22 protein-coding genes are annotated in these 24,570 nt (G+C 65.4%); 7 read left to right on the top strand and 15 right to left on the bottom strand.

Annotation, left to right across the window (positions count from 1 at the left end):
• Positions 1-8: 8 nt before the first annotated feature.
• A complete protein-coding gene (trpS, locus tag CAFEL_RS02290) occupies positions 9-1,019 on the bottom strand; it encodes a tryptophan--tRNA ligase (RefSeq protein WP_194560821.1) in 1,011 nt (336 codons plus the stop codon).
• Positions 1,020-1,512: 493 nt separating this feature from the next.
• Between trpS and CAFEL_RS02285 the strand changes: the two genes are divergently transcribed.
• The 3 genes from CAFEL_RS02285 to CAFEL_RS02275 are packed head-to-tail and all read left to right on the top strand — an operon-like array spanning position 1,513 to position 3,226.
• A complete protein-coding gene (locus CAFEL_RS02285) occupies positions 1,513-1,866 on the top strand; it encodes a GntR family transcriptional regulator (RefSeq protein ID WP_194560820.1) in 354 nt (117 codons plus the stop codon).
• On the top strand, positions 1,863-2,546 hold the full coding sequence (locus tag CAFEL_RS02280) for an ATP-binding cassette domain-containing protein (RefSeq protein ID WP_194560819.1): 684 nt from the start codon (positions 1,863-1,865) through the stop codon (positions 2,544-2,546). Before CAFEL_RS02285 ends, CAFEL_RS02280 begins: the two co-directional genes overlap by 4 nt.
• Complete coding sequence (locus CAFEL_RS02275; RefSeq protein ID WP_194560818.1) at positions 2,543-3,226, top strand: hypothetical protein; 684 nt, start codon at positions 2,543-2,545, stop codon at positions 3,224-3,226. The genes CAFEL_RS02280 and CAFEL_RS02275 overlap by 4 nt, the downstream gene beginning before the upstream one ends.
• Before the next feature lie 18 nt (positions 3,227-3,244).
• Here CAFEL_RS02275 and bsaP read toward each other — a convergent pair whose 3' ends face one another.
• The 3 genes from bsaP to CAFEL_RS02260 all read right to left on the bottom strand — a co-directional run bounded on the left by bsaP (position 3,245) and on the right by CAFEL_RS02260 (position 5,513).
• Complete coding sequence (bsaP, locus tag CAFEL_RS02270; protein ID WP_179154827.1) at positions 3,245-3,448, bottom strand: biotin synthase auxiliary protein BsaP; 204 nt, start codon at positions 3,446-3,448, stop codon at positions 3,245-3,247.
• 13 nt (positions 3,449-3,461) lie between these two features.
• Positions 3,462-4,523 (bottom strand): biotin synthase BioB, encoded by a 1,062-nt coding sequence (bioB, locus tag CAFEL_RS02265; RefSeq protein ID WP_194560817.1) that lies wholly within the window; start codon positions 4,521-4,523, stop codon positions 3,462-3,464.
• Positions 4,524-4,598: 75 nt separating this feature from the next.
• Entirely contained in the window at positions 4,599-5,513 is a 915-nt protein-coding gene (locus CAFEL_RS02260) for an exodeoxyribonuclease III (RefSeq protein ID WP_194560816.1), read from the bottom strand.
• 60 nt (positions 5,514-5,573) lie between these two features.
• Here CAFEL_RS02260 and CAFEL_RS02255 point away from each other — a divergent pair, with 60 nt between their 5' ends.
• Complete coding sequence (locus CAFEL_RS02255; RefSeq protein ID WP_194560815.1) at positions 5,574-7,760, top strand: NADP-dependent isocitrate dehydrogenase; 2,187 nt, start codon at positions 5,574-5,576, stop codon at positions 7,758-7,760.
• 247 nt (positions 7,761-8,007) lie between these two features.
• Here CAFEL_RS02255 and CAFEL_RS02250 read toward each other — a convergent pair whose 3' ends face one another.
• Positions 8,008-8,886: a DUF559 domain-containing protein gene (locus CAFEL_RS02250; protein ID WP_194560814.1), complete on the bottom strand. Its 879-nt coding sequence runs from the start codon at positions 8,884-8,886 to the stop codon at positions 8,008-8,010.
• A 187-nt stretch (positions 8,887-9,073) separates the two neighbouring features.
• Between CAFEL_RS02250 and CAFEL_RS02245 the strand changes: the two genes are divergently transcribed.
• Both CAFEL_RS02245 and metX read left to right on the top strand, forming a co-directional pair.
• Positions 9,074-10,408 carry an O-acetylhomoserine/O-acetylserine sulfhydrylase gene (locus CAFEL_RS02245; RefSeq protein ID WP_194560813.1) on the top strand — a complete coding sequence of 445 codons (1,335 nt, stop codon included), beginning with the start codon at positions 9,074-9,076 and terminating at the stop codon, positions 10,406-10,408.
• Positions 10,409-11,545 (top strand): homoserine O-acetyltransferase MetX, encoded by a 1,137-nt coding sequence (metX, locus tag CAFEL_RS02240; RefSeq protein WP_194560812.1) that lies wholly within the window; start codon positions 10,409-10,411, stop codon positions 11,543-11,545.
• Here metX and CAFEL_RS02235 read toward each other — a convergent pair.
• From CAFEL_RS02235 to CAFEL_RS02205, 7 genes are all read right to left on the bottom strand, one after another.
• Positions 11,542-12,207 carry a metallophosphoesterase family protein gene (locus CAFEL_RS02235; protein WP_194560811.1) on the bottom strand — a complete coding sequence of 222 codons (666 nt, stop codon included), beginning with the start codon at positions 12,205-12,207 and terminating at the stop codon, positions 11,542-11,544. The two genes, metX and CAFEL_RS02235, sit on opposite strands and share 4 nt — an antisense overlap.
• 20 nt (positions 12,208-12,227) lie before the next feature.
• Complete coding sequence (locus tag CAFEL_RS02230) at positions 12,228-13,523, bottom strand: hypothetical protein (protein ID WP_194560810.1); 1,296 nt, start codon at positions 13,521-13,523, stop codon at positions 12,228-12,230.
• A gap of 63 nt (positions 13,524-13,586) precedes the next feature.
• Positions 13,587-15,245: an ABC transporter permease gene (locus tag CAFEL_RS02225; RefSeq protein ID WP_194560809.1), complete on the bottom strand. Its 1,659-nt coding sequence runs from the start codon at positions 15,243-15,245 to the stop codon at positions 13,587-13,589.
• Between the two features lie 9 nt (positions 15,246-15,254).
• Positions 15,255-16,316, bottom strand: coding sequence for an ABC transporter substrate-binding protein (locus CAFEL_RS02220; protein WP_194560808.1), 1,062 nt, complete (start codon positions 16,314-16,316; stop codon positions 15,255-15,257).
• Positions 16,317-16,348: 32 nt separating this feature from the next.
• Positions 16,349-17,308 (bottom strand): ABC transporter ATP-binding protein, encoded by a 960-nt coding sequence (locus CAFEL_RS02215; protein WP_228496489.1) that lies wholly within the window; start codon positions 17,306-17,308, stop codon positions 16,349-16,351.
• A 138-nt stretch (positions 17,309-17,446) separates the two neighbouring features.
• Entirely contained in the window at positions 17,447-17,785 is a 339-nt protein-coding gene (locus tag CAFEL_RS02210; protein WP_194560943.1) for a DUF3017 domain-containing protein, read from the bottom strand.
• Positions 17,786-17,845: 60 nt separating this feature from the next.
• Entirely contained in the window at positions 17,846-18,718 is an 873-nt protein-coding gene (locus CAFEL_RS02205) for a bifunctional methylenetetrahydrofolate dehydrogenase/methenyltetrahydrofolate cyclohydrolase (protein ID WP_194560806.1), read from the bottom strand.
• Between the two features lie 15 nt (positions 18,719-18,733).
• On the opposite strand from CAFEL_RS02205, the gene CAFEL_RS02200 reads away from it, so the two are divergent.
• A complete protein-coding gene (locus CAFEL_RS02200; RefSeq protein ID WP_194560942.1) occupies positions 18,734-19,207 on the top strand; it encodes a tRNA (cytidine(34)-2'-O)-methyltransferase in 474 nt (157 codons plus the stop codon).
• On the opposite strand, the gene CAFEL_RS02195 is transcribed toward CAFEL_RS02200, so the two are convergent.
• The 3 genes from CAFEL_RS02195 to CAFEL_RS02185 form a co-directional block, all read right to left on the bottom strand.
• Entirely contained in the window at positions 19,154-20,557 is a 1,404-nt protein-coding gene (locus tag CAFEL_RS02195) for a PH domain-containing protein (RefSeq protein ID WP_290172123.1), read from the bottom strand. The genes CAFEL_RS02200 and CAFEL_RS02195 overlap by 54 nt on opposite strands.
• A complete protein-coding gene (locus CAFEL_RS02190) occupies positions 20,554-21,048 on the bottom strand; it encodes a PH domain-containing protein (RefSeq protein WP_228496488.1) in 495 nt (164 codons plus the stop codon). Before CAFEL_RS02190 ends, CAFEL_RS02195 begins: the two co-directional genes overlap by 4 nt.
• 237 nt (positions 21,049-21,285) lie before the next feature.
• On the bottom strand, positions 21,286-24,474 hold the full coding sequence (locus tag CAFEL_RS02185; protein WP_194560805.1) for an error-prone DNA polymerase: 3,189 nt from the start codon (positions 24,472-24,474) through the stop codon (positions 21,286-21,288).
• Positions 24,475-24,570: the final 96 nt, after the last annotated feature.

Genomic DNA, 24,570 nt, shown 5'->3' with positions numbered 1-24,570 from the left:
GCGAGCCCCTAGCGCTTCGGTGCGAGGAAGCCGACCTTGTCGTACACGTCCGCCAGCAGCGGGGCTGCGACCTCGCGGGCGCGTTCGGCACCGCGGGCCAGGATGGCTTCGAGCTCGCCGCGGTCGGACATCAGCTCGTCGTAGCGGGCGCGAAGCGGCGTGGTGAACGCTTCGAGTGCTTCTGCGGTGTCGACCTTGAGCGCGCCGTAGCCCTGGCCCTCGTAGCCGGCGACGATGTCGTCGATAGGCTTGCCGGTCAGCGCCGACTGGATGACCAGCAGGTTAGATACGCCCGGCTTGTTCTCCTTGTCGTAGGCGATCACGCCGTCGTTGTCGGTGACGGCAGAGCGGATGCGCTTTGCGGACGTCTTTGGCGCGTCCAGCAGGTTCACAATGCCCTTCGGATTCGCGCCCGACTTGGACATCTTCGAGGTGGGATCCTGCAGGTCGTAGACCTTCGCCGCGCCCTCAACGATCATGCCCTCCGGCACGGTGAAGGTCTTGCCGTAGCGGGAGTTGAAGCGCTCCGCGAGGTTGCGGGTCAGCTCCAGGTGCTGGCGCTGGTCCTCGCCCACCGGCACAAGCTGCGGGGAGTACAGGAGGATGTCCGCGGCCATGAGCACCGGGTAGGTGAACAGGCCCACGGAGGTGCGGTCCTGGCCCTGCTTGGCGGACTTGTCCTTGAACTGCGTCATGCGGCTCGCCTCGCCGAAGCCGGTCAGGCACTGCAGGACCCAGGTCAGCTCGGCGTGCTCGGGCACGTGCGACTGCACAAACAGAGTAGAACGGTCCGGATCGATGCCGAGCGCGATCAGCTGGGCGCAGCCGGCGAGGGTGCGGTGGCGCAGCTCCTCGGGATCCTGGTCCACGGTGATGGCATGCAGGTCCGGGATGAAGTAGAAGGCGTCGTAACCGTCCTGCAGGTCGATCCACTGCTTCAGCGCCCCGAGGTAGTTACCCAGGTGGTAGGAGTCGGCGGTGGGCTGGATTCCGGAAAGCACGCGTTGCATGGGGTTCATAGTAGTGGGCCGGGGTGAGGAGGGAACCGGCGGCGGTGCGGGCGTGTCTAATGATGGGCTGTTGAGTTAAGCACGTCCGGCAATGAGACTGCCGTCCTTACCGGTACAAATGTCCTCGCGGCTATCGAGGACCTCCCATTTCTTACACCCGATCAGAATGTGCTTATCGACGCGGTTCTTATGAGCGGGTTCGCCCGCTACGATGAAACCAGCGAAAGGAGTAGCGATGACCGTGAGTGACCGTCCGAGACTCGAGCAAAAGGTCGAGGAAACTCGACCCCTAGCGTTCGAATCGCCATCGCGAAGCTGATCCTCAAACGGGACCGTGAAGGAAGAGGCAACATCAAGGTGACAGACGAAATGCGTCGCGTCGCATCATTCGACCTCTGACCGTCGTCGCTGACGAGTAGCTTTCATGCCCTAACCGGATTCACCCGGCGCGTCAAAAATTGGGGGTTGACGCGCCGGGATTTCCTGTTTTATGGTTACCCACATGAGTGGTAAACCCATATACCAACAAATTGCAGATGAGTTACGTGATCTCATCGGCGCTGGCACCCTCGCCCCCGGCGACCGGGTGCCGTCCACTAACGAGTTGTCCGCTTATTACTCCGTCAACCCCACCACCTCCGCCAAGGCGCTCACCGAGCTGTTCAACGAGGGCCTCCTGGAGAAACGCCGCGGGCTTGGCATGTTCGTCCTGGAGAGTGCGCGTGAGCAGGTGTTACGTACGCGTCGTGAAGCATTTGCCCGCGATTTTGTCCAACCGTTTGTCCATGAGGCCAACCAACTCGGCATCACCACCGAGGAGCTGACCGCAATGATTGAAAAGGAGCGCACCCGATGAATCCCGGTTTTTACGCGCTGGTCGGCCCGAACGCCGCCGGCAAAACCCACTACCTGCACACGCTCATGGGCCCGCACACTGCGTTGGTGCCGGCTGGTGCGGACGCAAAGTTTGCGGGCACAACCGTGGATGATCAGCTGCGTGCAGTCGCAGCGATCTACCCGCACGTGGATCTTGACTTCCCCAACGCCCGCATCAGAGACCTCTCCGTTGGGCAACGCCGCCTCCTCACCATCGAGATTGCCCTGGCCATAGGCAAGGACCTACTGCTTCTCGACGAGCCTTTTGACGGCATCGACACCACCACCCGCAAACAGATCCGCCAGCGCCTGATCGATTACATCGCGGAGAACCCACAGCGCAGTGTGGTGATGGCATCACATCGCCCCGAGGACTTCGCCGGCCTAGCCACCCATGTCATCCAGGTCTTTGATCGGGTGGTTTCGCGCCCAGTCCCACTCGACGACGCCCGCCTGTGCTTTCCAACGGTCACCGGCCCCACCGCCGAGATCAAAGACCTTATCGCCCGCTTCCCCGTCGCCGAGACAGCGAGTCTCGGCCCCACGACACGCGCGACGTTCGCCGAACCTATCGGCGAGGCCGATGTCCACTTGCCCATCGAGTACCCGGACGATGCCGAACTCATTGACCTCCTCGCGACGGAAAGGCCCGAACGATGAAACTCTTCCTCAGCCCCTTCAAACCACTGTCCTACCTGGCAACACTGGCCGTTTTGCTGGTCCTAGTCCCGCTGGGCCGTTTCTACCAGGGCGATGGCTCCCTCTGGACCGTCTTCGGAGGCTTCGCACTGACCGTCCTGTTCATCCTGGCAGGTGCGCAGTGGAGTGCGTTGAACCAGCTCGGCGCAAGCTTTACTACGTGGATGAACTCAGCCACACTCACATCCATCGTGGCGGCAGTGGCGCTGGGCGTCCCCACCGCGGCATCCTCGATCTACAACCAGTTCAAGAGCCCGTACTACCAAGCCTATGACCTGTTCCTCTTCACCAACGGCGCAGACGTGCCCTGGGTGGACACTAACGGCGCCCCCTACATCATGGCGAATGCCGGGCAAGACACCTCGTCAATGGCGTGGACGGTGCTGCTCCACATCGCGTTCTTCTTCGTTGCTGCCATCGTGGGGGTTGCGCTCGGCTTGGTCTACGCCTCCTTCGGCGCGGGGCGCGGTCTCATTACCGCATTTGCCACGTTCCTCATCGCGGTCGCGTTGTACTGGGCTACTGAGTCCCATGTAGACGATTGGTACACCGCCGCCGTCGGTGGCGTAAGCGCCGCATGCTTGGCCACACTCGCCGTCAGCGCGGTGGCGTTTCGCAACACGAGGCGCTTCGTGCGCTAGCAGCCACTCCCGCCCCTGCTACTTCTCCACCCACTCGGAGCGCAGCAGGCCGTGGCGGGAGCAGGCCGCCTCCCACGCCATCGGCGAAATTTTCACCACCATGCGGCGGCCGCACAGCGGGCAGATGCGCGGGGCATCGTAGGGGCGGGCCGGGTCGAGCGGCCAGGCGATCTCGCCGGACAAAACGGCGTCGGCGAGATCGGTGTTGTCGGGAATCTTCATGCGCGGAGAAAACCTACAGCGACTTGATGGTGTCGTAGAGCACGCCGTGGCCGGAGTTGGCCTTCTCGCCCACCGGGGTAATGCCCAGGTTCACGCCCGGCGTTGCACCCTCCATCACGCGGTCGACGGCGTCGCGGTCCTTCTCCATCGGGCGGCCGAAGGTGGTCAGGTAGTTGCCGCCGATGATGGCGTTGGCGCCGCCTTGGAGGCCGGCCTCGGTGCCGTCGTCGCCAAGCGCGAGCTCCGTGCCACCCGCGAAGCGCAACTGGGTCGACGGCATGGCCAGGCGGAATGCGGCGACGGCGCGCAGCGCCTCGCCCTGCGGGACCAGCGGGCGATCCGCGAACGGGGTGCCCGGGCGCGGGTCAAGGAAGTTCATCGGCACCTCGTGCGGCTGGATCTCCGCGAGCTGCACGGCGAACTCGGCGCGCTGCTCGATGGTCTCGCCCAGGCCGATGATGCCGCCGCAGCAGGTTTCCATGCCCTCTGCCAGCACGTTTTCCAGGGTGTCCTTGCGCTCCTGCCAGGTGTGGGTGGTCACCACGTTGGGGAAGAAGGACTCGGCGGTTTCGAAGTTGTGGTTGTAGCGCGACACGCCCATCTTGGCCAGCTGGTGTGCCTGGTCGCGGGTGAGGATGCCCAGCGAGGCGGAAATGGAGATGTCCACCTCGTCCTGGATGGCGGTGACAGCTTCGGCGACCTGGTCGAGCAGCTGCTGGGTCGGGCCCTTCACGGCGGCGACGATGCAGAACTCACTCGCGCCCATCTTCTCGGACTGCTTCGCGGCTTCCACCAGCTCGTTGATGTCCAGGGTCACAGAGCGGACCGGGGACTCGAAGAGGCCGGACTGGGAGCAGAAGTGGCAGTCTTCGGGGCAGCCGCCCGTCTTCAGGGAGATGATGCCCTCGAGGGAGACGTCCACGCCGCAGTGCTTGATGCGCACCTGGTGGGCAAGGTCGAGCAGTTCCGGCAGGCGCTCGTCTTCGATGTTGAGGATCTGAACGAGCTCCTCCTTGTTCAGGCCCTCGCCGTTTTCCAGGGCCTTTTCGCGTGCGATTTCAAGGATGTCAGTCATCGCTGCACTCCAATCTTGGTGGTTCACATCACAAGTAGGTGCCAGTGTAGCCCGTCCTTGAACGGTGTTCAGCATTTAGCGGTATTCAACTAAAAGTGGCGAGTGGTCGGACCACCGCTGCTCCACCGTCGGCACCTTGTCCACCCAGGTGCGTTCGGCGCGCTCCAGCATGTTCGCGGTGGCGGCCTGCACGTCGATGCGCCAGCCCGCATTGTTGTTGAAGGCCTGGCCGCGGAACGTCCACCAGGTGTACGGCGCGTCCTCCGGGTGCAGCCTGCGGGCAACGTCGAACCACTTCGGGGAGCCATTCGCTTCTCGACGCCCTCCGGCCGCGTACTCCACAGCGCCCGCCCAAACGGCATCAGCCTTCACGTCCGCATCCTGCGGCTCCTCATCCGGGAAGCAGCCGAACACCGCGTCCATGAACGCGCGCTCGTGCGGCAAAAAGCCCGACTTTTTGCGGTTGGTCTTCCAATTCTTCAGATCCTCGCGGCGGTGGCAGATGTTCCAATCGCCGCCGATGACCATGTCCGGGTACTCGCCCGCCCACTGTTCCAGGAGCGGTTCGAACTCGTCGAGGAAGCGGTACTTTTCGTCCTGCTTCGGGGTATCGGCAGACCCCGACGGCAGGTACAACGACCCGACGCGGGTGCCACCGGGAAGCGTGGCCGCGATAAAACGTCCGGCATCTTCGAAACTGGGGATGCCGAAGGTGACGTCGTCAAGCGGAGTGCGCGACAGGATGCCCACACCCGCGCGCCCCTTCGCACCGGGGGTCTCCGCGGGGGCGACGGCGAGGTGCCACCCTTCTTCGAGCGCGGGTGCCAACGCCGCGCGCGCCTGGTCGACGGTGGCGCGAACCTCCTGCATAAGCACCACATCCGCCGGGGTTTCGGCGAGCCAGGCCAGCATGCCCGGATTGTTTTCGTTGCGGATTTTGGTGGCGGCGCGGATGCCGTTGACGTTGACCGACGCGATTGTGAGACTCATGTGTGATGACCCTAGTAGTCTGGTTGGCTGAAGTCAGACACCTTATACCTAAGGAGCATTATGGCGAAGATCATTTGGACCCGTACCGACGAAGCGCCGCTGTTGGCGACGTACTCCCTCAAGCCGATCGTGGAGGCCTTCGCTTCCCGCGCCGGCATCGACGTGGACACCGCCGACATCTCGCTGGCCGGCCGCATCCTCGCTCAGTTCCCGGACCGCCTCGGCGACAAGGAGGTCGACGACGCGCTCGCGCAGCTCGGTGAGCTGGCGAAGACGCCGGAAGCCAACATCATCAAGCTTCCGAACATCTCCGCTTCCCTAGTGCAGCTGAAGAAGGCCATCGCCGAGCTGCAGGCCGCAGGCTTTGACATCCCGGATTACGAGGACGCGCAGGAGAAGTACGACGCAGTCAAGGGCTCCGCTGTGAACCCGGTGCTGCGCGAGGGCAACTCCGACCGCCGCGCTCCGGAGGCCGTGAAGAACTTCACCAAGAAGCACCCGCACTCCATGGGCGAGTGGTCCTCCGACTCGAAGACCAACGTGGCCACGATGGATGCCGGCGACTTCCGCCACAACGAGAAGTCCGTCATTATGCCGTCCGAAGACACCCTGACCATCAAGCTCGTCAAGGCTGACGGCGGCGAGGAGGTTTTGAAGGACGGCCTCAAGGTGGAAGCTAGCGAGGTCATCGACGGCACCTACATGTCCGCCAAGGCCCTCGACGCCTTCCTGCTGGACGCCGTGAAGCGCGCCAAGGACGAAGGCGTGCTCTTCTCCGCGCACCTGAAGGCCACCATGATGAAGGTCTCCGACCCGATCATCTTCGGCCACGTCGTGCGCGCCTACTTCAAGGACGTCTACGACAAGTACGGCGAGGAGCTGCTGGCAGCCGGCCTGGACGGCGAGAACGGCCTCGGCGCGATTTACGAAGGCCTGTCCGAGCTGGAAAACGGCGAGGAGATCCGCGCCGCCTTCGACAAGGCTCTGCAGGACGGCCCGGCTCTGGCGCAGGTGAACTCCGCCAAGGGCATCACCAACCTGCACGTGCCGTCGGACGTGATCATCGACGCGTCCATGCCGGCAATGATCCGCACCTCCGGCCACATGTGGAACGCCGACGATCAGGAGCAGGACACCCTGGCCGTCATCCCGGATTCCTCCTACGCCGGTGTGTACCAGACCGTGATCGACGACTGCCGCGAAAATGGCGCCTACGACCCGACCACCATGGGCACCGTCCCGAACGTCGGCCTGATGGCGAAGAAGGCTGAGGAGTACGGCTCCCACGACAAGACCTTCAAGGTCCCGGCCGACGGCAAGGTCCAGGTTGTCAACTCCGCCGGCGACGTGCTGATCGAGCACGACGTGGAGGCCGGCGACATCTGGCGCGCCTGCCAGACCAAGGACGCCCCGATCCAGGACTGGGTCAAGCTGGCCGTCAACCGCGCTCGCCTGTCCGGCATGAAGACCATCTTCTGGCTGGATGAGGAGCGCGCACACGACCGCAACCTGATCGACCTGGTGAACAAGTACCTGGCAGATCACGACACCGAGGGCCTGGACATCTCCATCGCCTCCCCAGTCGAGGCCACCAAGACCTCCGTGGAGCGCATCCGCCGCGGCGAGGACACCATCTCTGTCACCGGCAACGTGCTGCGCGACTACAACACGGACCTGTTCCCGATCCTGGAGCTGGGCACCTCCGCGAAGATGCTCTCCGTGGTCCCGCTGATGGCTGGCGGTGGCCTGTTCGAGACCGGTGCCGGCGGCTCCGCCCCGAAGCACGTCCAGCAGGTCGAGGCGGAAAACCACCTGCGTTGGGACTCCCTCGGCGAGTACCTCGCGCTGGCTGAGTCCTTCCGCCACGAGAAGAACACGAACGGCAACGAGCGCGCCGGCGTCCTGGCCGCCGCGCTGGACAAGGCCACCGAGAAGCTTCTCGACGAAGGCAAGTCCCCGTCCCGCAAGGTGAACGAGATCGACGACCGCGGCTCCCACTTCTGGCTCTCCCTGTTCTGGGCAGAGGCGCTGGCAGCCCAGTCCGACGACGCCGAGCTGGCCGAGGTCTTCGGCCCGATCGCGAAGGACCTGCGCGACAACGCTGATGTGATTGACAAGGAGCTCCTGGATGCCCAGGGCAACGCTGCCGACCTCGGCGGCTACTACTGGCCGGACGAGGAAAAGACCTCCGCGGTCATGCGCCCGTCCGCAACCTTCAACAAGATCATCGACGAACTGGAGAAGTAACTCGCTGATCTAAGATCGGCCGGTGTCGGGGTTTCGCGCCCCGGCACCGGCCGTTTTTGTTGCGCTGTAATTTGCCTGAGCGGCTATCCCGCCCAGGATGCTTACCCGAGGATGCTTACCCCGGCTAGATGCTTACCTGAGGATGCTCACTTCGCGAGTAACGTGCAAGAACCAGCCGGGGGTTCGTCGAGAAGTAAGCGTTTGGGAGTAAGCATCTAGCAACGGGTAAGCATCCTGCAGTAAGCATCTAGCCCATCCGCGCCGCAAGCACCTCGGTGCCGGCCAACGCAGCCCGAACTTCCGCGATGAACACGTGGGGCTGTTCTCGCAGGAGCTTGGACTCGAACCGCAAGATGACGTACCCCTTGTTGCCGATCCGCTTCTGCCGGCTGAATTCTTTCTTCCACACCTCGCTGGCGTCGTCGCGCTCGTACTTGATCTCCCCGTCGATCTCGATGATCAGCCATCCCTGAACTAAAAGGTCGGCAAAGTAGCGCTCGATCCTGGCTTGGGCGACCACCGGCCCGATCCCAGCCTCGATTAACAACCCCCTGGCCAGGGATTCGTACGCCGAATCCGAGTTCGGGATGGCGTGCTCCAAACACTTCCGAGCCACACCGATCCCCTTCGCCCGTCCCATCTTCCGGATCTCTTTTTCAATCGCGTCCCGTTCGATGCCGCGCCGCAGGAGGTAGTCGGCGGCGATGAGCCCTTCGAGGAACCCGTGGTAGCGAGCGATGTCGATGAACGTGCGGATCGGGGTGGAAAGACAGTGCCCCTCGTAGATCAACTGCTCGTCGCGCCGAAGCTTGGAAAACCGAAACGCGTAGCGCCCACTTTGGGCTCGGCTCTGCGACACACTCCGCGACGGCAGCGTCAGTTCCACCGGTTCCTCTCCGCGTGAAATCACCCACATGCCCAGCTTCCGCGCCGCCGACCTCCCCACCAACACGGCGGCGTTGCTCACCATCGCGGCGGCCTCCACGCGCAGCCACTGCCGCTCGTGGTATTTCAGCTCGCCCCACGTCGCGGCCGGAAACCACACAGTCGGTTCCAGCTCCACAAACTCCCCGTCAGGGAAGAAGTCGTGCGTGAGCCTTCGCTTATCGACGAGCTCCGCCCTCAACTCCCCTTTCCGTTCTTCCCAACGCCCCAGTTCATGTGTGTCTTCTCGGTCCATCCCCATACCTCTTAGGCGCACGGAAGTCCGCCGCGGTTCCCTCACAGATTTATATTCAGCCAAACCCACAGCCCACACCCCATATAGACCGCTTGGTACGCAATGACAGACAAAGCGGACTACATTGCTTGCCATGACGAACTCGAAGCAGAAGTACGACAACTCCAACGCCAGCGAATGGTCGTTCGGCACCCGCTCCATTCACGCCGGCCAGCAGGTGGACCAGGATTACGGCGCGCGCAACCAGCCGATCTACATGACCACCAGCTACGTCTTCGACGACGCCCAGCACGCTGAGAACCGCTTCAACCTCTCGGATGCGGGTCCGATTTACACCCGCCTGACCAACCCGACGCAGTCCGCGCTGGAGGACCGCCTCGCGTCGCTCGAGGGCGGCGTGGCCGCCACCGCGTTCGCCTCCGGCATGGCTGCGGAGACCGCCGCGATCCTCACCCTCGCCCAGGCGGGCGACCACGTGGTCACCTCCCCGCGCCTCTACGGCGGCACCGAGACGCTCTTCCAGCACACGCTGCCGAAGCTGGGCATCGACTTCACCTTCGTGGAGAACCCGGACGATCCGGAGAGCTGGCAGGCCGCGGTCAAGCCGAACACGAAGGCGTTTTACGGCGAGACCTTCGGCAACCCGATCGCGGACGTGCTGGACATCCCGGCCATTTCCGAGGTAGCCCACAACAACCAGGTCCCGCTGATCGTGGACAACACCATGGCCACCGCGGCGCTCGTTCGTCCACTGGAGCTCGGCGCTGACATCGTTGTCCTTTCCACCACGAAGTTCTACACCGGCAACGGCGCGGCCATCGGCGGCGCGATCGTGGACGGCGGCACCTTCGACTGGACCGTCCAGCGTGACGGCGAGGATGTCTTCCCGCTGTTTACTACCCCGGACCCGGCGTACCACGGCCTGAAGTACGCGGACCTCGGCGCCCCGGCATTTGCGCTGCGCGCCCGCGCCGGCCTGCTGCGCGACACGGGTGCGGCGATTTCCCCGTTCAATGCCTGGGTGGCGTTGCAGGGGATCGATACGTTGGCGTTGCGCGTCGAAAAGCATAATGCGAACGCGAAGAAGGTCGCCGAGTTCCTCGCAGCCCACGACAAGGTCGCCAAGGTCAACTACGCAGGCCTGGAGGGCTCGCCGTACAAGGCCACGCAAGAGAAGCTGGGCCTGAAATACACCGGTTCGGTGCTCTCCTTCGACATCGCCGGCGATGCGGACGACAAGACCGCGGCCTGGAAGTTCATCGACGCGCTGAAGCTGCACTCCAACCTGGCCAACATCGGCGACGTGCGTTCCCTGGTGGTTCACCCGGCGTCCACGACGCACTCGCAGTCGGATGCCGCGGGCCTCGCGCGCGCCGGCATCACCCAGGCCACAGTGCGCCTGTCCGTGGGCATCGAGGACGTCGAGGACATCATCGCGGACCTCGAGCGCGGCTTCGCGGCGGTGTAAATGCTGGCTGCGGAAGGCGAGCTGGCAACCGTCGCCATCGGCGACGTCCGCACCGAGGCAGGCGCGGTGATCCAGGATGCGCACATTGCTTATCGACGGTGGGGCGTCCCACGCGGTAGCTTCAACGGCAAAAACAACATCTTGCTGGTCGAGCATGCGCTCACCGGCGACTCCGACGCCGCCGACTGGTGGTGCGAAGCCATCGGCCCCGGCAAGGCACTGGACACCGACGAGTGGTGCGTGATCTGCACCAACGCGCTTGGGTCCTGCTACGGCTCCACCGGTCCGGCCAGCGATCACCCGGACGGCGGCGTGTGGGGCTCGCGCTTCCCTGCGATCACCATGCGCGACATGGTGCACGCCGAGCGCGCCTTCTTGGAAGCCCTTGGTATCAGCCGTGTCCACGCGATCATTGGCGGCTCCATGGGCGGCGCGCGCACCCTGGAGTGGACCCTGCTCTACCCCGAGGCCGTGGACTACGCGCTGGTGCTTGCGGTGTCTGCCCGTGCCAGCGCCTGGCAGATTGGCATCCAGACCGCGCAGATCACCTCCATCACCCACGACCCTAACTGGCACGGTGGCGACTACCACTCCACCGGCACCGCGCCGAACGCCGGCCTGGCGGCCGCACGCCGCATCGCGCACCTGACCTACCGCGGCGAGCTGGAAATCGACGAGCGCTTCGGCACCGCCGCCCAGTCGGGCGAGAACCCGCTCGGGCAGTTCCGCGCGGACGGCGAGCGCTTCGCCGTGCAGTCCTACCTGGAGCACCAGGGCACAAAACTCACCGAGCGTTTCGACGCCGCCAGCTACGTCACCCTCACCGAAGCCTTAAACCGCCACGACGTGGGCCGCGGCCGCGGCGGGCTGAACAAAGCACTGGCCTCGTCGACGGTGCCGACCATGATCGTGGGCGTGGACACGGACATTTTGTACCCCTACCACCAGCAGGAACACCTCTCGCGCAACCTGGGCAACCTGCTCGCCATGGCGAAACTGTCCTCCCCGGTTGGCCACGACGCCTTCCTGGTGGAGGCCCGCCAGATGGACCGGATCCTGCGCAACTTCATCTCGCTGACGCACGAAACCCCGTCCGCGCGCGAGGTCGCAGCGGAGCGCGGCGCCTACGACATCTAGAGGTCGTTGATCTGCACCTCGGTGCCGTCCGCGGTGGCCAGGTAGGCCCTCCCCATGCCGACCCAGCCGGCAAACGGGGCGCTGGAAAGCGTGATGCGCTCGTGCACATGCCCGAGCAGCCAGGCGCCGTACCCGCAGGCGGCCAGCTCGTCGCGGGTGCAGGGCAGGCACGGGTTGTTGGAGTACTCCCCTGTCACCGAGGTGTGCAACAGCCCAAGGTTCGGCGCGCCCTCCACCGGCGTCGGGAACTTTGCGACGAGCTCACGCGGGTCCCGGTCCACCTCCACCGCGGCGGTGTGCAGCGCCCACCTGCCTGCCCGGATGGTCTGGGGCTCTTGCTTTGCGACGATCACGTCCTCCGGGATCACTGCCGTGAGGTCGTGGTGCACGTCGTGGTTACCCGCGATAAACACGACGGTGTCGAACAGCTCGAGCCCGCGGTCGAAAAACCTGGTGACCTCGCCGTATGTCGCGTCGGTGAACCGCTTACGGTCGATGACGTCGCCCAGCATGACCAGGTGCCGGGCGCCTGCCTCCGCGCCGCGTCCGAGGGTGTCCAGGGCCCAGTCGATGCCCGGGCCGGTCTTCTTATCGCCGTGCTGTTTTCGGCCGAGGTGGATGTCGGCGACAACGAGGACGGGATCGGCTGCGAGGTGAGGCATGGTGCCAGGATATCCGCGGGCTAGACGTCGCCCAGGAAAATCTGGGTGTGGCGCAGGTCGAAGATGTCCACGTCCGCGATTTCCCCGTAGACCATCGGGTACAGCTTCTCCCGGTTGGGCAGGCGCGTCCGCTCGTACTCATCGGGTGACTGGTGGTCCAGCACCACCACGAAGCGGCGCCCCGGCAGCATGTTCAGCCCGTCCTCAAGTTTCATCGCAAATTCATCGTTGCTGGCGTCGGTCCAGCCGCGGGGAATGAGGTCCGTAATGTCGCGCGGCAGCCAGTGCCCAATCGTGCGGGCCAGCTCAATTGCCGCATCGGCCCGCATCTCCTCGTTGAGTTGCGCCGCGCTGCGGGCCAGGTCCCGGGGCGTTTCAAACGTGCCGTCGAAGTTGCTCATCACCGATAGCGAGTACGCGTACATGTCCAACAGGTTGCGGCGGTAGACCCCGTCCTCGTCGAAGCGCGGGGAATACACGAGGTTGTCCAGCTGCTTCGCGTAGGCGAGTTCGGTGTAGTACTCCACCGGGGTGTAGCCGCAGGTGACGCTGCAGAACACCTCGGCGGCCTCCCCGAGCTTCTTCAGCAGCGGAAACGCCTCGTTGTCCGTGTGGACGATATAGGTCAGGCGCATGCCGTCGACATAAATGGAGGTGGCAAGACGGGACCTGATAGTCCCGTCCGGGTACATCGGCACCGGGTAGACGGTGCGGCCCACGGCGGTATAGCTATCCACCTCGTCGGCGCCCAGCATGTTCACGCTCACGGCCTCGTGGTCCGGGGTGAGCGTGGCGGCGAAGCTTTCCGGCGTCTGCAAATCGTCTACAACCACGACTCGCTCTGTGTGGCTGGTGCTTAGCAGTCGCGCTGGCAGCCACGTCTCTAAGCAATCGTGAAACTCCTCGAGCTCATCCATGATGAAGTTGCCGGCTGCCTGTTCGCACTTCCTGGCCTGGTAGTAGGCGTTGGTAAAGCGCGGGTCCCATTCCTTGAGCACCTCGAGGTTGTCTGCGGCCTCCGCGAAGTAGCGGCGCGCCTGGGACGGGGTGGCATCCACAGAATTGCGCGCGAGGTCAAGCAGCTGGTGGGTGTTGGCCAGCACGAGGTAGGCGTCCAAGGACTCGTTGCGCCACGGCTCCACCGGCGTGTGCTCGGACGCGACTGCTGTCAGCGTCGCCGACAGCTCTCGGGCGAATTCAACCTGCTGCGGCGACGGGGCGTCGTAAAAAAGCGACTGCACCATCACGGTCACCTCAACCTCGGCGCCGGGGACGTCGGTGGTGAGCGCGAAGTAACTCGGGCGGGAATCTGTCATGCGGGACCTCCTGGGGAAACGGCAGCTTTAACCCTACGAATCCCGCCGACACGCAGCGTCGGGTTACCGAACGTGTGCGCTACTTCTGCCCTGCCACCACCGGATCAGCACCAGCACGACGGTGGAGGTGCCCACGCCGATCAGCGTCATGGCCATGGCTTCGGCGCGGTGCCCCTGCTCGAACTGGTTCATAATCCACGGCGCGAGCAGGTTGATGCGCGTCGGCCGGATCAGCGAGGACATGACCAGCTCGCGGATGCCCACGAAGAACGCGAGCAGCCAGCCGGCGAAGATGCCGGGGGCGAGCATGGGCAGGGTGACGCGGGTGAAGGTCTGCCAGGATGTCGCGCCGGCGACGGCAGAGGCCTCCGACAACGTCGGCGACATGGCGGCCGCGGAGGTCTTGATGTTCTGCACCGCCATCGGCACGAACAGCACGGTAAACGCCATCACCAGGATTAGTTGCGAGCCGTAGGGGGTAAAGGGCAGCCTCGGCGAGTTCCACAGCAGGATGAAGCCGATGGCCAGCACGATGCCGGGCACGGTATCCGGGGCGACGGCCAAAAAGTCGGAGAAGCGCGCGGGCCAGCGGCGACTGCGCATGGTAAACACTGTCACCGCCAGCGCCAGGATCACGGCGGTGGTCGCTCCGATGGCCCCAAGCGCGATGGAGCGCGTCAGCGCCTCCTGGCCGGACGGCATGCTCAGCACGATCTGGAAATAGTCGAACGTGAGGTTGTCCGGTGTCGGCGGCTTGGAGCGCAGGATGGTCATTGCCGCCAGAATGATGGAAATGTACGGGATGAACACACAGAGTACGAACACGATCGCGGTGTAGATCCAGGCAAGCGCCATCATGCCTCTCGACGGCCGAAGGTTGACCGCGCGCGAGACCCTGCCGCCGGAGGCGAGCACCCCGCGGCCGGCCCACTGCTGCACCGCCCACGCCATCACGCCGAGGGTGAACAGCACACTCGAGGAGGCCGCCGCCTTGGAGAAGTTCAGCGGGTCGATGGTCACGTCCTGGTAGATGGAGGAGACGAGCACCTCGTAGCCGATCGCATTGCCGAGGGTGACCGGGGTGCCGAACTCGCCGGCGGCCTTGATAAAGACGATCAGCGCGCCGAGCGAATAAGGCCCGACCACCGCGGGGACGACCACGCGGCTGAACTGCTGCCACCGACTGGCGCCCGCCACCTGCGCCATCTCCAGCTGCGAGGCGGGGATCGACGCGAACGCGTTGCGCAGAATCAGGTAGAGGAACGGGAATAGCTCGGCGGCCATGATGAAACCCATGCCCCACACTGAGTTGATGGCGGACCGGACGGCGTCGCCAAGCGTGGGCCCCAAAAGCATGTCCGCCACGCCGCGCAGACGGGTGAAGTCCATCCACGCCATTGCCGCGGCGAATGGCGGGGTCATAAACGGCACCATGACCAGCACTTCCACCCACCCGGCGCGCCGCATGGGCGTCCAGGCGCGGAAGAATGCCAGCGGTGCCGCGAAAAGGGTGGCGAAAAAGACGACGAGGACGGAAAGCCAGACCGTGTTGCGGATGACCCGCAGCATCTCCGGTCGCAGCAGGCTATCGAGGGCGGAGTCTTCGCCCCGGTAGCCGGTCACGGCTGTGACCAGGACGGACACCAGCGGTGCCGCGACCAGGACCAGCAGGATGAGCAGTACCGGATAGACCCCGGGGTTGGCTTTCGTCTTCGTCGTCATTGGTGCCTGTTACTTCAGGTAGCGGTCAGCGAACTGCTCGCGGACGTTCTTGGACTCCTTGGAGATGGCAGCCCAGTCGTCGGAGATCTGGTTGATCTCCGCCAGCTTCGGGCCGTTCTTCGGGTCCACGTTCTTGTTGGACGGGATCATGTTCTTCGACGCGGAGATCTGCTGTGCCTCCTCGGAGAACATGAAGTCCACGAAAGCCTTGGCGGCGTCCATGTTGTCGGAGGAGTTCATGATCATTACCGGGCGCGGGGTCACGGTGGTGCCGGAGGACGGGATGACAACCTCCAGCGGCTCGCCCTTGCCCTTGGCGGAGTAGGCGGAGTAGTCCACGCCGCCGAAGACGATGCCCTTGGAGCCGGAGGTGACCTGGTCAAGCGCCGGGCCGTTGGCGCCCTGGACGATCATGCCGTTGTCGAAGAGCTTGTCAAACAGCTCCCAGGTCTTGTCCTCGCCCCACTCGGAGATCATGGCGGTGAGCAGGTCGGCGGCGGTGCCGGACTCGCGCGGATCCGGCATGATCACCTGGTCGGCGTACTTCGGGTCTGCCAGGTCCTCCCAGTCGGAGGGGATGTCGGAGACAACATCGGTGTTGGCCACCAGGGCCAGCGCGGAGCCGTCGCGGCCGTGGAAGGTGTCGTCGTCTGCGTTCCAATCGGCGTTGGCGTCCTCGATGTTCTCCGGCTTGTAAGACTCAAGGGCACCAGTCTGAGCCTGCTTGTTCGCGGCGTTCCAGGACGCCAGGTAGACCACGTCCGCCTGCGGGTTCGCTTCCTCGGCCTTGATCTTGGCGGTCACCTCGCCGGTGGTGCCGGCGAACACGTTGACGGTCACGCCGGTGCGGTCCTGGAAGGCCTCGACGAGCGCGTCGGTCAGTCCCTGCGGGTTTGCGGAGTAGTAGTCGATGGAGCCGGACAGGCCCTCCGGGGCCTTCCACTCGTCGGCGGAGACGGTCTCGTTGTTCGCGCCGGTGGACTCGGCGTTGTCGCTGGACTCGACGGAGCCGCAAGCCACCAGGCCGAACGCGGCGGATGCGCCCGCAAGGGCGGCGATGAACTTCTTCATGTTGGGAAACTCCTGAATAGAAGGAAACGGGATTAGGAACGTGGGGTGACCGTCAGCAACACGTCGTCGCCGCGGCCCAAGCGGTGCCTGGTGTAGGCCAGCCAGGGCTCTGGCGCACCCGGCACGACGCTGCGGATTTCGTAGCGCCCGCCGGTGTACTGGCTCTCCACCACCTCGCCGACGATGGAGTTCGCCGGAAGTGCATCCGGTCGCTTTCCATGCAGCGGGGTGACCTCGAGGTCCTCCGGCCGGTTCGACGGGAGGGTCTCGTGGGTGTTGGTCACGCCGACGAAACCGGCGACGAAGTCGTCCGCGGGGTGGTCGTAGAGCTCCACCGGGTCCGCGAATTGCACGACGTTGCCGGCGTTCATCACCGCAACGCGGTCCGACATGGCCAGCGCCTCAGACTGGTCGTGGGTGACGTAAATGACGGTGAGATCGAGCTCGTAGGCCAGGCGGGTCAGTTCCGAGCGGATCTGGGTGCGCAGGGCTGCGTCGAGGGCGGACAGGGGCTCGTCCATAAGCAAAAGCTCCGGGTCGGAGACGAGCGCACGCGCGATGGCGACGCGCTGCTGCTGGCCGCCGGAGAGCTCGTTGGGGCGCTGCTCGGCCTTCGCGCCGATGCCCACCATGTCCATCGCGCGGGCCACGCGCTTCTCGCGCTCGGACTTTGCCACCTTCTGTTTGCCGGTGGTCAGCGGGAACTCGACGTTTTTGGCCACCGTCATGTGCGGCCACAGCGCGAGGTCCTGGAACACCATGGACAGGTTGCGCTTGTTCACCGGCACGTTGGTGCCAGGGCCGAAGACCTCGCGGCCGGCGAACTCGATGACGCCTGCGTCCGGCGTCTCTAGCCCGGCGATGCAGCGCAGCAGAGTGGACTTGCCGCAGCCGGAAGGGCCGAGGATGGAGACGAACTCGCCTGTCGCAATGTCCAGGGAGGTCTCGTGGAGCCCAGTGCCGTCCGCAAACTCACGACGGACTCCCCTCAAGGAGACTTGGGTCGTATCGTTTGCAGTTTTTTCAGCACCGTTTCCAGAATTCACCCGTGGCACGCTAGAGGCGCAAGGTTGCCGCCTGCCGACGTCAAGTCGACGCTCAGGTAAATTCGCGGTGAAGGTTTGGTGGCGCTACGACCCTAGGGCGTCCACCGACCAGGACAGCCACAGCATGGCCGCCCCGAGGGCGGTGGTAAACAGCGCGTCGAAGCGCCTCGAACGCACCGCCACCAGGCCGATCACCTTCGAATCGCAGGTCAGGCGCATCACGGTCAGCCACAGCATGGCCGCGCCGAGCGTGAACGTGGCGCGGCGCCAGTGCTCCGTGGCGGCGTAGACGCCGGAGAGCACGAACCCCACCACGAACAGCGCGGCCATCGCCCGCTGCACCACAACGGGCAGCGGGGAGGCGGCGGTGCCGCGGTCGTGGGGGTTGTCCAGCGTGAGCCCGTCGGGAAGCTCAGTGCTCAACCGGTCGCCCAACCGGTCGCTCCCCGGCAGCTGGATCCTGCTGCTGGCCAAACCGGCGCCCTAGCTGGCGTCCTGGCCGATGCCGGCCTGGCGTTCTGCGTTTTCCACGATGTTGCGCACCAAAAACGTGCGCGTCATCGGGCCCACGCCACCCGGGTTCGGGGAGACCCAGCTGGCTTTCTCCCACACGTCTGGGTGCAGGTCGCCGACGGTTTTGCCGTCGACGCGGGAGACGCCGACGTCGAGAAGCGCGGCGCCTTCCTTGATCATGTCCGCGGTGATCATGTGCGGCTTGCCGGCGGCGGCGATGATCACGTCCGCGCGGCGGGTCTCGGCGGCGAGATCCTTGGTGCCGGTGTGGCACAGCACGGTGGTGGCGTTGACGTCGCGGGCGGTGAGCATCAGCGAAATCGGGCGACCCACCGTCACGCCGCGGCCGATGACGCACACGATCGCGCCGTTCAAATCAACGCCGAAGCGCTCCAGCAGTTTGATGGAGCCGTTCGGGGTGCACGGCAGCGGCGCGGACTCGTTGAGCACGAGCTTTCCCAGATTCACCGGGTGCAGGCCGTCGGCGTCCTTCGCCGGATCAATCAGCTCCAGGATGCGGTTTTCGTCCAGGTGCTTCGGCAGCGGCAGCTGGACGATGTAGCCGGTGACGGCCGGGTCGTGGTTCAGCTCGTCGATAAGCTTCTCCAGCTCCTCCTGAGTGCAGTCGCCCGGTAGCTCCTTCATAATGGACGCGATCCCCAGCTCCTCGCAGTCCTTGTGCTTCATGCGCACGTAGTTCTGGCTCGCCGGGTCCTCCCCCACAAGCACCGTGGCCAGGCCCGGGGTCACGCCGTGCTCAGCTTTGAGACGAGCCACGCGCTCCTTCAAATCCGCGAAAATCTCCTCGCGGTAGAGTTTTCCGTCCAGTTTGATCGCAGTCACGGCCCCAATCCTAGACTGTCAGGCGTGCTCCACCTGATCTACGACAACCCGGCCATCGGCGGCAACGCCGGCGCCGCCATCCGCCTCGCCGCCAACACCGGGGCGCAGCTGCACTTTGTCGAACCGCTCGGCTTTAACTTCGACGACAAGCACTTAAAACGCGCGGGCCTGGACTACCACGACCTGGCGGATGTGATCATCCACCCGGACATCGACGCCTGCTTCGACTCCATCCCGGATTCCCGCATCTTCGCGTTCACCGCGCACACCGAGCACCACTTCCACGAGGTGTCCTACCAGGACGGCGACGCGCTGCTGTTCGGCAACGAGGCCAACGGCATCCCGGAAGCACACCTGGCCCACCCGCGGATCACGCGCGAGGTGCGCATCCCGATGCTGCCGGCGCGGCGCAGCATGAACCTGACCAACTCCGCGTCAGTCGCCGTCTACGAGGCGTGGCGCCAGCTCGGCTTCGTCGGCGGTATCTGACAAGGGGTCCGTCACCTGCATCGGTGGGAGCTTGCGGGCCCGCAGCTTATCGACGATTTCACGTGCCTGCGCCTCCCCCACATCGCGCAAGGAGACACTGAACGGGCCGGGCACCATGTCGAGGTCGACGTTGGCCAGGCCGAGGGCGCGCTGCAGCGGGCCCTGCTCGAAGGCCAGCTCCTGGATGTGGGGCGTTTCCACCATTTGGTACCAGCGGCCCAGCCGGCCGGCGGTCGCCGCGACGGCGCCGTCTCGGATGGTGACGGTCTGGCGTTTCCAATCGATCGGCGAGACCCACCGTGCGCTGCGCGGCGAGCGGTAATCGGCTGCGGATAGGTCCGTCAGCTCGTTACCTGTCATCGGCCCGATGGCGTCCACCATCGCCTTCGCCTGCTCCCACGTCCCCACCGGCAGAAGCTTCGAGGTGCCGGTCTGCTTGTTGCGCTCCGAGCCGTAGCCGGCCACCACAACGGAGACGGTCCACCAGCCGAACAGCCGCCAGAACATCGGCTGGCGCAGCTGCACCGCGTGAATCCGGGAGCGAGGCACCGCCTGGCGGCGGCGGTTGGCCAGCCCGTACGTGAGGTGAAACATCTCCCCTTCCTGCGTGCAGGTGAACCGCCAGGACTGGTCGATGGTGCGCCAGATCCTTGGCAAGAAACCCACCAGTACCGGGATGATCGCCGCGGCGGTCAGGTCCGTCCAAATCGGCACGAACGCCCACACGATGGTGAACAGCGTGGACATCTGGAACGCGGTGCCGATGAGCGATCTGCGGATGGGGATTGGGGGAACCAGGTTCGGGCCGGTGGCGTCGATAGGCAACTGCTCCTGCTGTCCCCCGATGCGGCGCAGCAACTGGGCGCGCACCTCCTCCGCTTCATCACGCGGCAGGTAAGTGATGTCAATGGCGGATTGGGAGTTGCCGGCGGCCTCGATGCGCACCGACGCGAGGCCGAAGAGCCGCGGCGCGAAAGATTCGATGACGTCGACGGCCTGGATGCGGTCGTAACGCGCGGAGCGGACCTGGTTGGTGAGCACGCCGCGGCGTACCTCCACCTCCTCCTCGCCGATTTTGAAGCCGCTGCGTCGCCACCAAATCTGGGAGACCGCGAAGAGCACCGCGAGCGCTGCGACGGCCCCCGCCGCCGCCCACGCGATCTCGCGCGCACCGACGTTTTCGCGCTGCGCCCAGTGGTAGATGGGCATGGTGAAGTTGAACAGCGCAATCGTGGCCAGCGCCAGCACGAACGTCCAGACGCGAAGGAGTGGCGTGAGGCGGTGGATGCGGCGGTAGCCCTCCATGCCGGGCGTGGTGTGGAGGTTGCGCGCCTGGTGTGCAGTGCTCACAGGCCGCTCATCCGCTCGCGGGCTTTGACGGCCAGGCGGTCGCGCAGCGCATCGGCATCCTCTGCGAGCAGGCCCGGAAGATCCGAATCCGACGAGCTCGACGCCGTGTGCACCTTCAACTCCTTCAAGCCGAGGGAACGGGAAATCGGCCCGGACTCCACGTCCACGAACTGGATGCGCCCGTACGGGATCACCGTGATGGTGTGGAACATCTTGCCCTTGCTCAACACCAGTTCATTGTCCGTTTCCAGCCAGCCCATGTTGCGCACCTGGAACGGGATAAGGAAGAACCGCCAGATGAAAAAGACGCCGAAAATACCCAGCGGGATGAGAAAACCCCAGCCCCACTCGCGGTAGCAGAGGTAGAGTCCGCCGCAGACGATGAGCGCCCAGATGGCGTTGCTGACCAACTTCGGCCACATCAGCTTCGGGGAGACCTTGTGCATCGTCTCCACCGAGGTGGGCAAAGGCTGCAGCGGTGCGTCTGACATGGCGCTCACGCTACCAGCTCGGGGTTAGTGGGCTGTTCCGGCATAGATGCTTGCCCCAGGATGCTTACTCGACGTAGATGCTTACTCCAGGATGCTTATCCATCGAGTGCGGCGCCCCGAACTGCCCTGGGTATCTCGATAAGTAAGCGTTTAGAAGTAAGCATCCTCGGGCGGTAAGCATCCTGGGGTAAGCATCCACAGTCAACACCCGGCTCATCCGACCCGAGCACGCACCCATCACCGGAAGTCCCGGGACCCGCGGGAGAGCAGCTCCCCCATCGCCAGCGGCTCGAGCCGGTCCGCCACCACGGACACCGCACCGGAGGCGTTCTGCACAATCCCGCGCACGACCAGTGCTTTGGCGGTGCGCGCCAACACCCGCTGCTTGTTCCACAGCCCGACGGAGATGACCACGTTGATCAGGCCGGTCTCGTCCTCCATTCCCAGAAAGGTCACCCCGCCCGCGGTGGCCGGGTGCTGGCGGTGTGTGATCACGCCGGCCACGCGCACGCGGGTGCCGTCCTCCACCCCGTGCAACAGCTCGGCCGCCGGCACCACGCCCTGCGCCGACAACACCGCGCGCACCATCTCCACCGGCATCAGCCCGGGCGTGACACCGGTGGCCGCAACGTCGGCGGCCATCAGCTCAAACGGGTTCATGCCGGGCAGCGACGGCGCCACCACCGACGACAACCCGGGCAACATGCCGTCGCGCTCCGTGGCCGCCACGCCCGCCTGCCACAGCGCCTGCCTGCGCGTCACCCCGAAGCAGTCCAGCGCCCCCGCCCGGGCCAGCGCCTCGACGTGCTCCACGGACAGGTCGGCCCGGCGCGCCAGGTCCGCGATCCTGTCGAAAGGCGCGGCCTCCTCGATCCGGTCCGCCGCGTCCACGCCCAGGCCCCGCACCAGGTTCAACCCCACCCGGATGGTGGAGGAATCCACGCACGACGCCTCGCGCCCGGAGTTGTTCACGCACACCGGCAGCACCTCCACCCCGTGGCGGCGCGCGTCCTGGATCAGCGACTGCGGGGAGTAGAACCCCATCGGCTGCGCGCGCAGCAGCCCCACGCAGAACTGCGCCGGGTAGTGGCGCTTAAACCAGGCGGAGAAGTACACCAGCGAGGCGAACGACTGCGAGTGCGACTCCGGGAAACCGTAGGCGGCAAAGGCAACGATCTTCTGCCAGAGTCCCTCGGCCACGTCCGAACCGATCTCGTTGGTGCGCCAGCACCCTTCGAAAAAGCGCGACTTCAACGCCGCCATGCGAGCCGGGGATCGTTTCGAGCCCATGGCGCGTCGCAGCGCATCGGCTTCTCGGCCCGAAAAGCCGGCCGCATCCACGCAGATCTGCATGAGCTGCTCCTGGAACAGGGGGATGCCCAGCGTCTTGCCCAGGGACTTCTCCAGTACCGGGTGGTCGTAGGTCACCGGCTCCAGGCCGTCGCGGCGCCTCAGGTACGGGTGTACCGAGCCGCCCTGGATCGGGCCCGGCCGGATCAGGGCCACCTCCACCACCAGGTCGAAAAACTGCCGCGGCTTCAGCCGGGGCAGGGTGCCCATCTGCGCGCGCGATTCCACCTGGAACACACCGACGGAATCGGCGCGGCAGAGCATGTCGTACACGGAGGCGTCGTCAAGCGGAAGCTCCCACAGGTGCACCGTGCGGCCCGTGGTCTCCTCCACCAGGTCCACCATGTGGTGCAGCGCCTCCAGCATGCCCAGGCCGAGCAGATCGAATTTGACCAGACCGGCCGAGGCGCAGTCGTCCTTGTCCCACTGCACCACCGAGCGGTTTTCCATCCGCGCCCACTCCACGGGCACAACATCCGCAATCGGGCGGTCGCAGATCACCATGCCGCCGGAGTGGATGCCTAGATGGCGCGGTTGCCCTTTGAATTGCGCCGCAAGCTTTTCGACGGCCTCCGGCACCTCCGTCATCCCCTTCGCCCAACTGTCGGCCGCGCCTTGGGCAAACCCCAGCGCACGCGCTGCATCACGTACCGCGCCCTTGGTGCGGTACGTGATCACGTTGGCCACCTGCGCCGCGTTGTCGCGCCCGTAGGTGTCGTAGACGTACTGGATCACCTCTTCGCGCCGACCCGACTCGATGTCTAAGTCAATGTCGGGCGGGCCGTCGCGGTCCGGGGATAAGAAACGCTCGAACAGCAGGCCTGCCTCGATCGGCTCCACATTGGTGATGCCCAGCGCGAAGCACACCGCCGAGTTCGCCGCGCTGCCCCGCCCCTGGCACATGATGTTCTGCTTCGCACAGAAATCCACCAGGTTGTACACGATGAGGAAGTAGCCGGGAAAGTTCAGCTCCTCGATCACCTCCAGCTCGTAGCGGATTTGGGCCATTGCTTTACGACGCACCTCCGGCGAGCGCGCCGCATAGCGAAACTGCGCGCTCGTCAGCGTGAGATTTCGCAGGTGGTCCATCTCGCTGCGGCCGTCCGGCGTGGGGTAGCGCGGCAGCTCCGGCGCGACCAAGTCGAGCGTGAACGCGCACGCCCGAGCAAGCTCGACACTGTAGGCGAGCTTGTCCTCGCAGCCCGGGCACATGCGTTGGAGCTGGTCGCCGGAGCGCAGCCAGTTCGCCCCCATCGGGTGCAGGTCCCCGTGCGCCTGGGCCAGCGACTCGCGCCTGGCCAGCGCCCGCTTCGCCTGCGCCAGCCTGGCGTGGTCGCGTGTGGCCGCGGCAGGCAGCGCCGTGACGATGGCAGGGAGCTGCGCTGCGTGTTCTTCCGCGTGCGCGTCCCGCGCCCGGTCCAGCGCTGCGTGCCGGTCCGCGTCCTCCGGCGTCATGGACACCTCGTACTCCAGCACGACATTGTCCGCACCGAACACGTCGACCAGGTGGTCGATTTCCCCCGCCCACCGCCAGCCGGCGAGCACGACGCAGGTGCCGCCCAGCTGATCGCCGATAATCTCCAGCGGCGGGTAGGCCACCTTGTCCTTCTCGCGGGTGGCCATGTGCGCATCCGCCATCAGGTGCGACAGGCGCTTGTAGCCCTCCGGCCCGCGGGCGATCACGGGCAGGACGGTCTCGCCGAGCGTCAGCTCCGCCCCGAAGACAGTGTCCAGCCCGGCCGCGGCGGCCGCCTCCGCGAACTTCACCGCGCCGTAAAACCCGTCCCGGTCCAGCAGACCCACCGCACTCAGCCCCAGCTCAACAGCCCTGGCAACCAAATCCTCCGGCTCGCTCGCCCCGCCGAGGAAGCTATAGGAGCTCACGGCGTGCAGCTCGGCGAACGGTGTCGTCGATAGGCATTGTTCTTGCTGCGGGGGTGCCGGCTGCGCTTTGCCGTACGCGGCGCCTGCGGGTGTGCCGGTGTGTCCGACCGGCACCGGCTCCGGGCCGGGGCGGCCGGAGAGGATGCGCTCGAGCCGCGACCACGACAGCGACGCTCCCCCGTTGAACCTCATGGCGGGAACGCTACCACTGTTCGAAACTGTGTACTAGTTCGAGCGGTACCCTTTCGGGTCGCCGCCACCACCCGCCGGCAGCCGCCACCGCCAAAT

Source organism: Corynebacterium afermentans subsp. lipophilum (assembly GCF_030408375.1).
In the GTDB taxonomy this organism is placed as follows: Bacteria; Actinomycetota; Actinomycetes; order Mycobacteriales; family Mycobacteriaceae; genus Corynebacterium; species Corynebacterium lipophilum.
The sequence above is the reverse complement of the archived record's forward strand: the minus strand, read 5'-3'. Positions and strand labels throughout refer to the sequence as shown.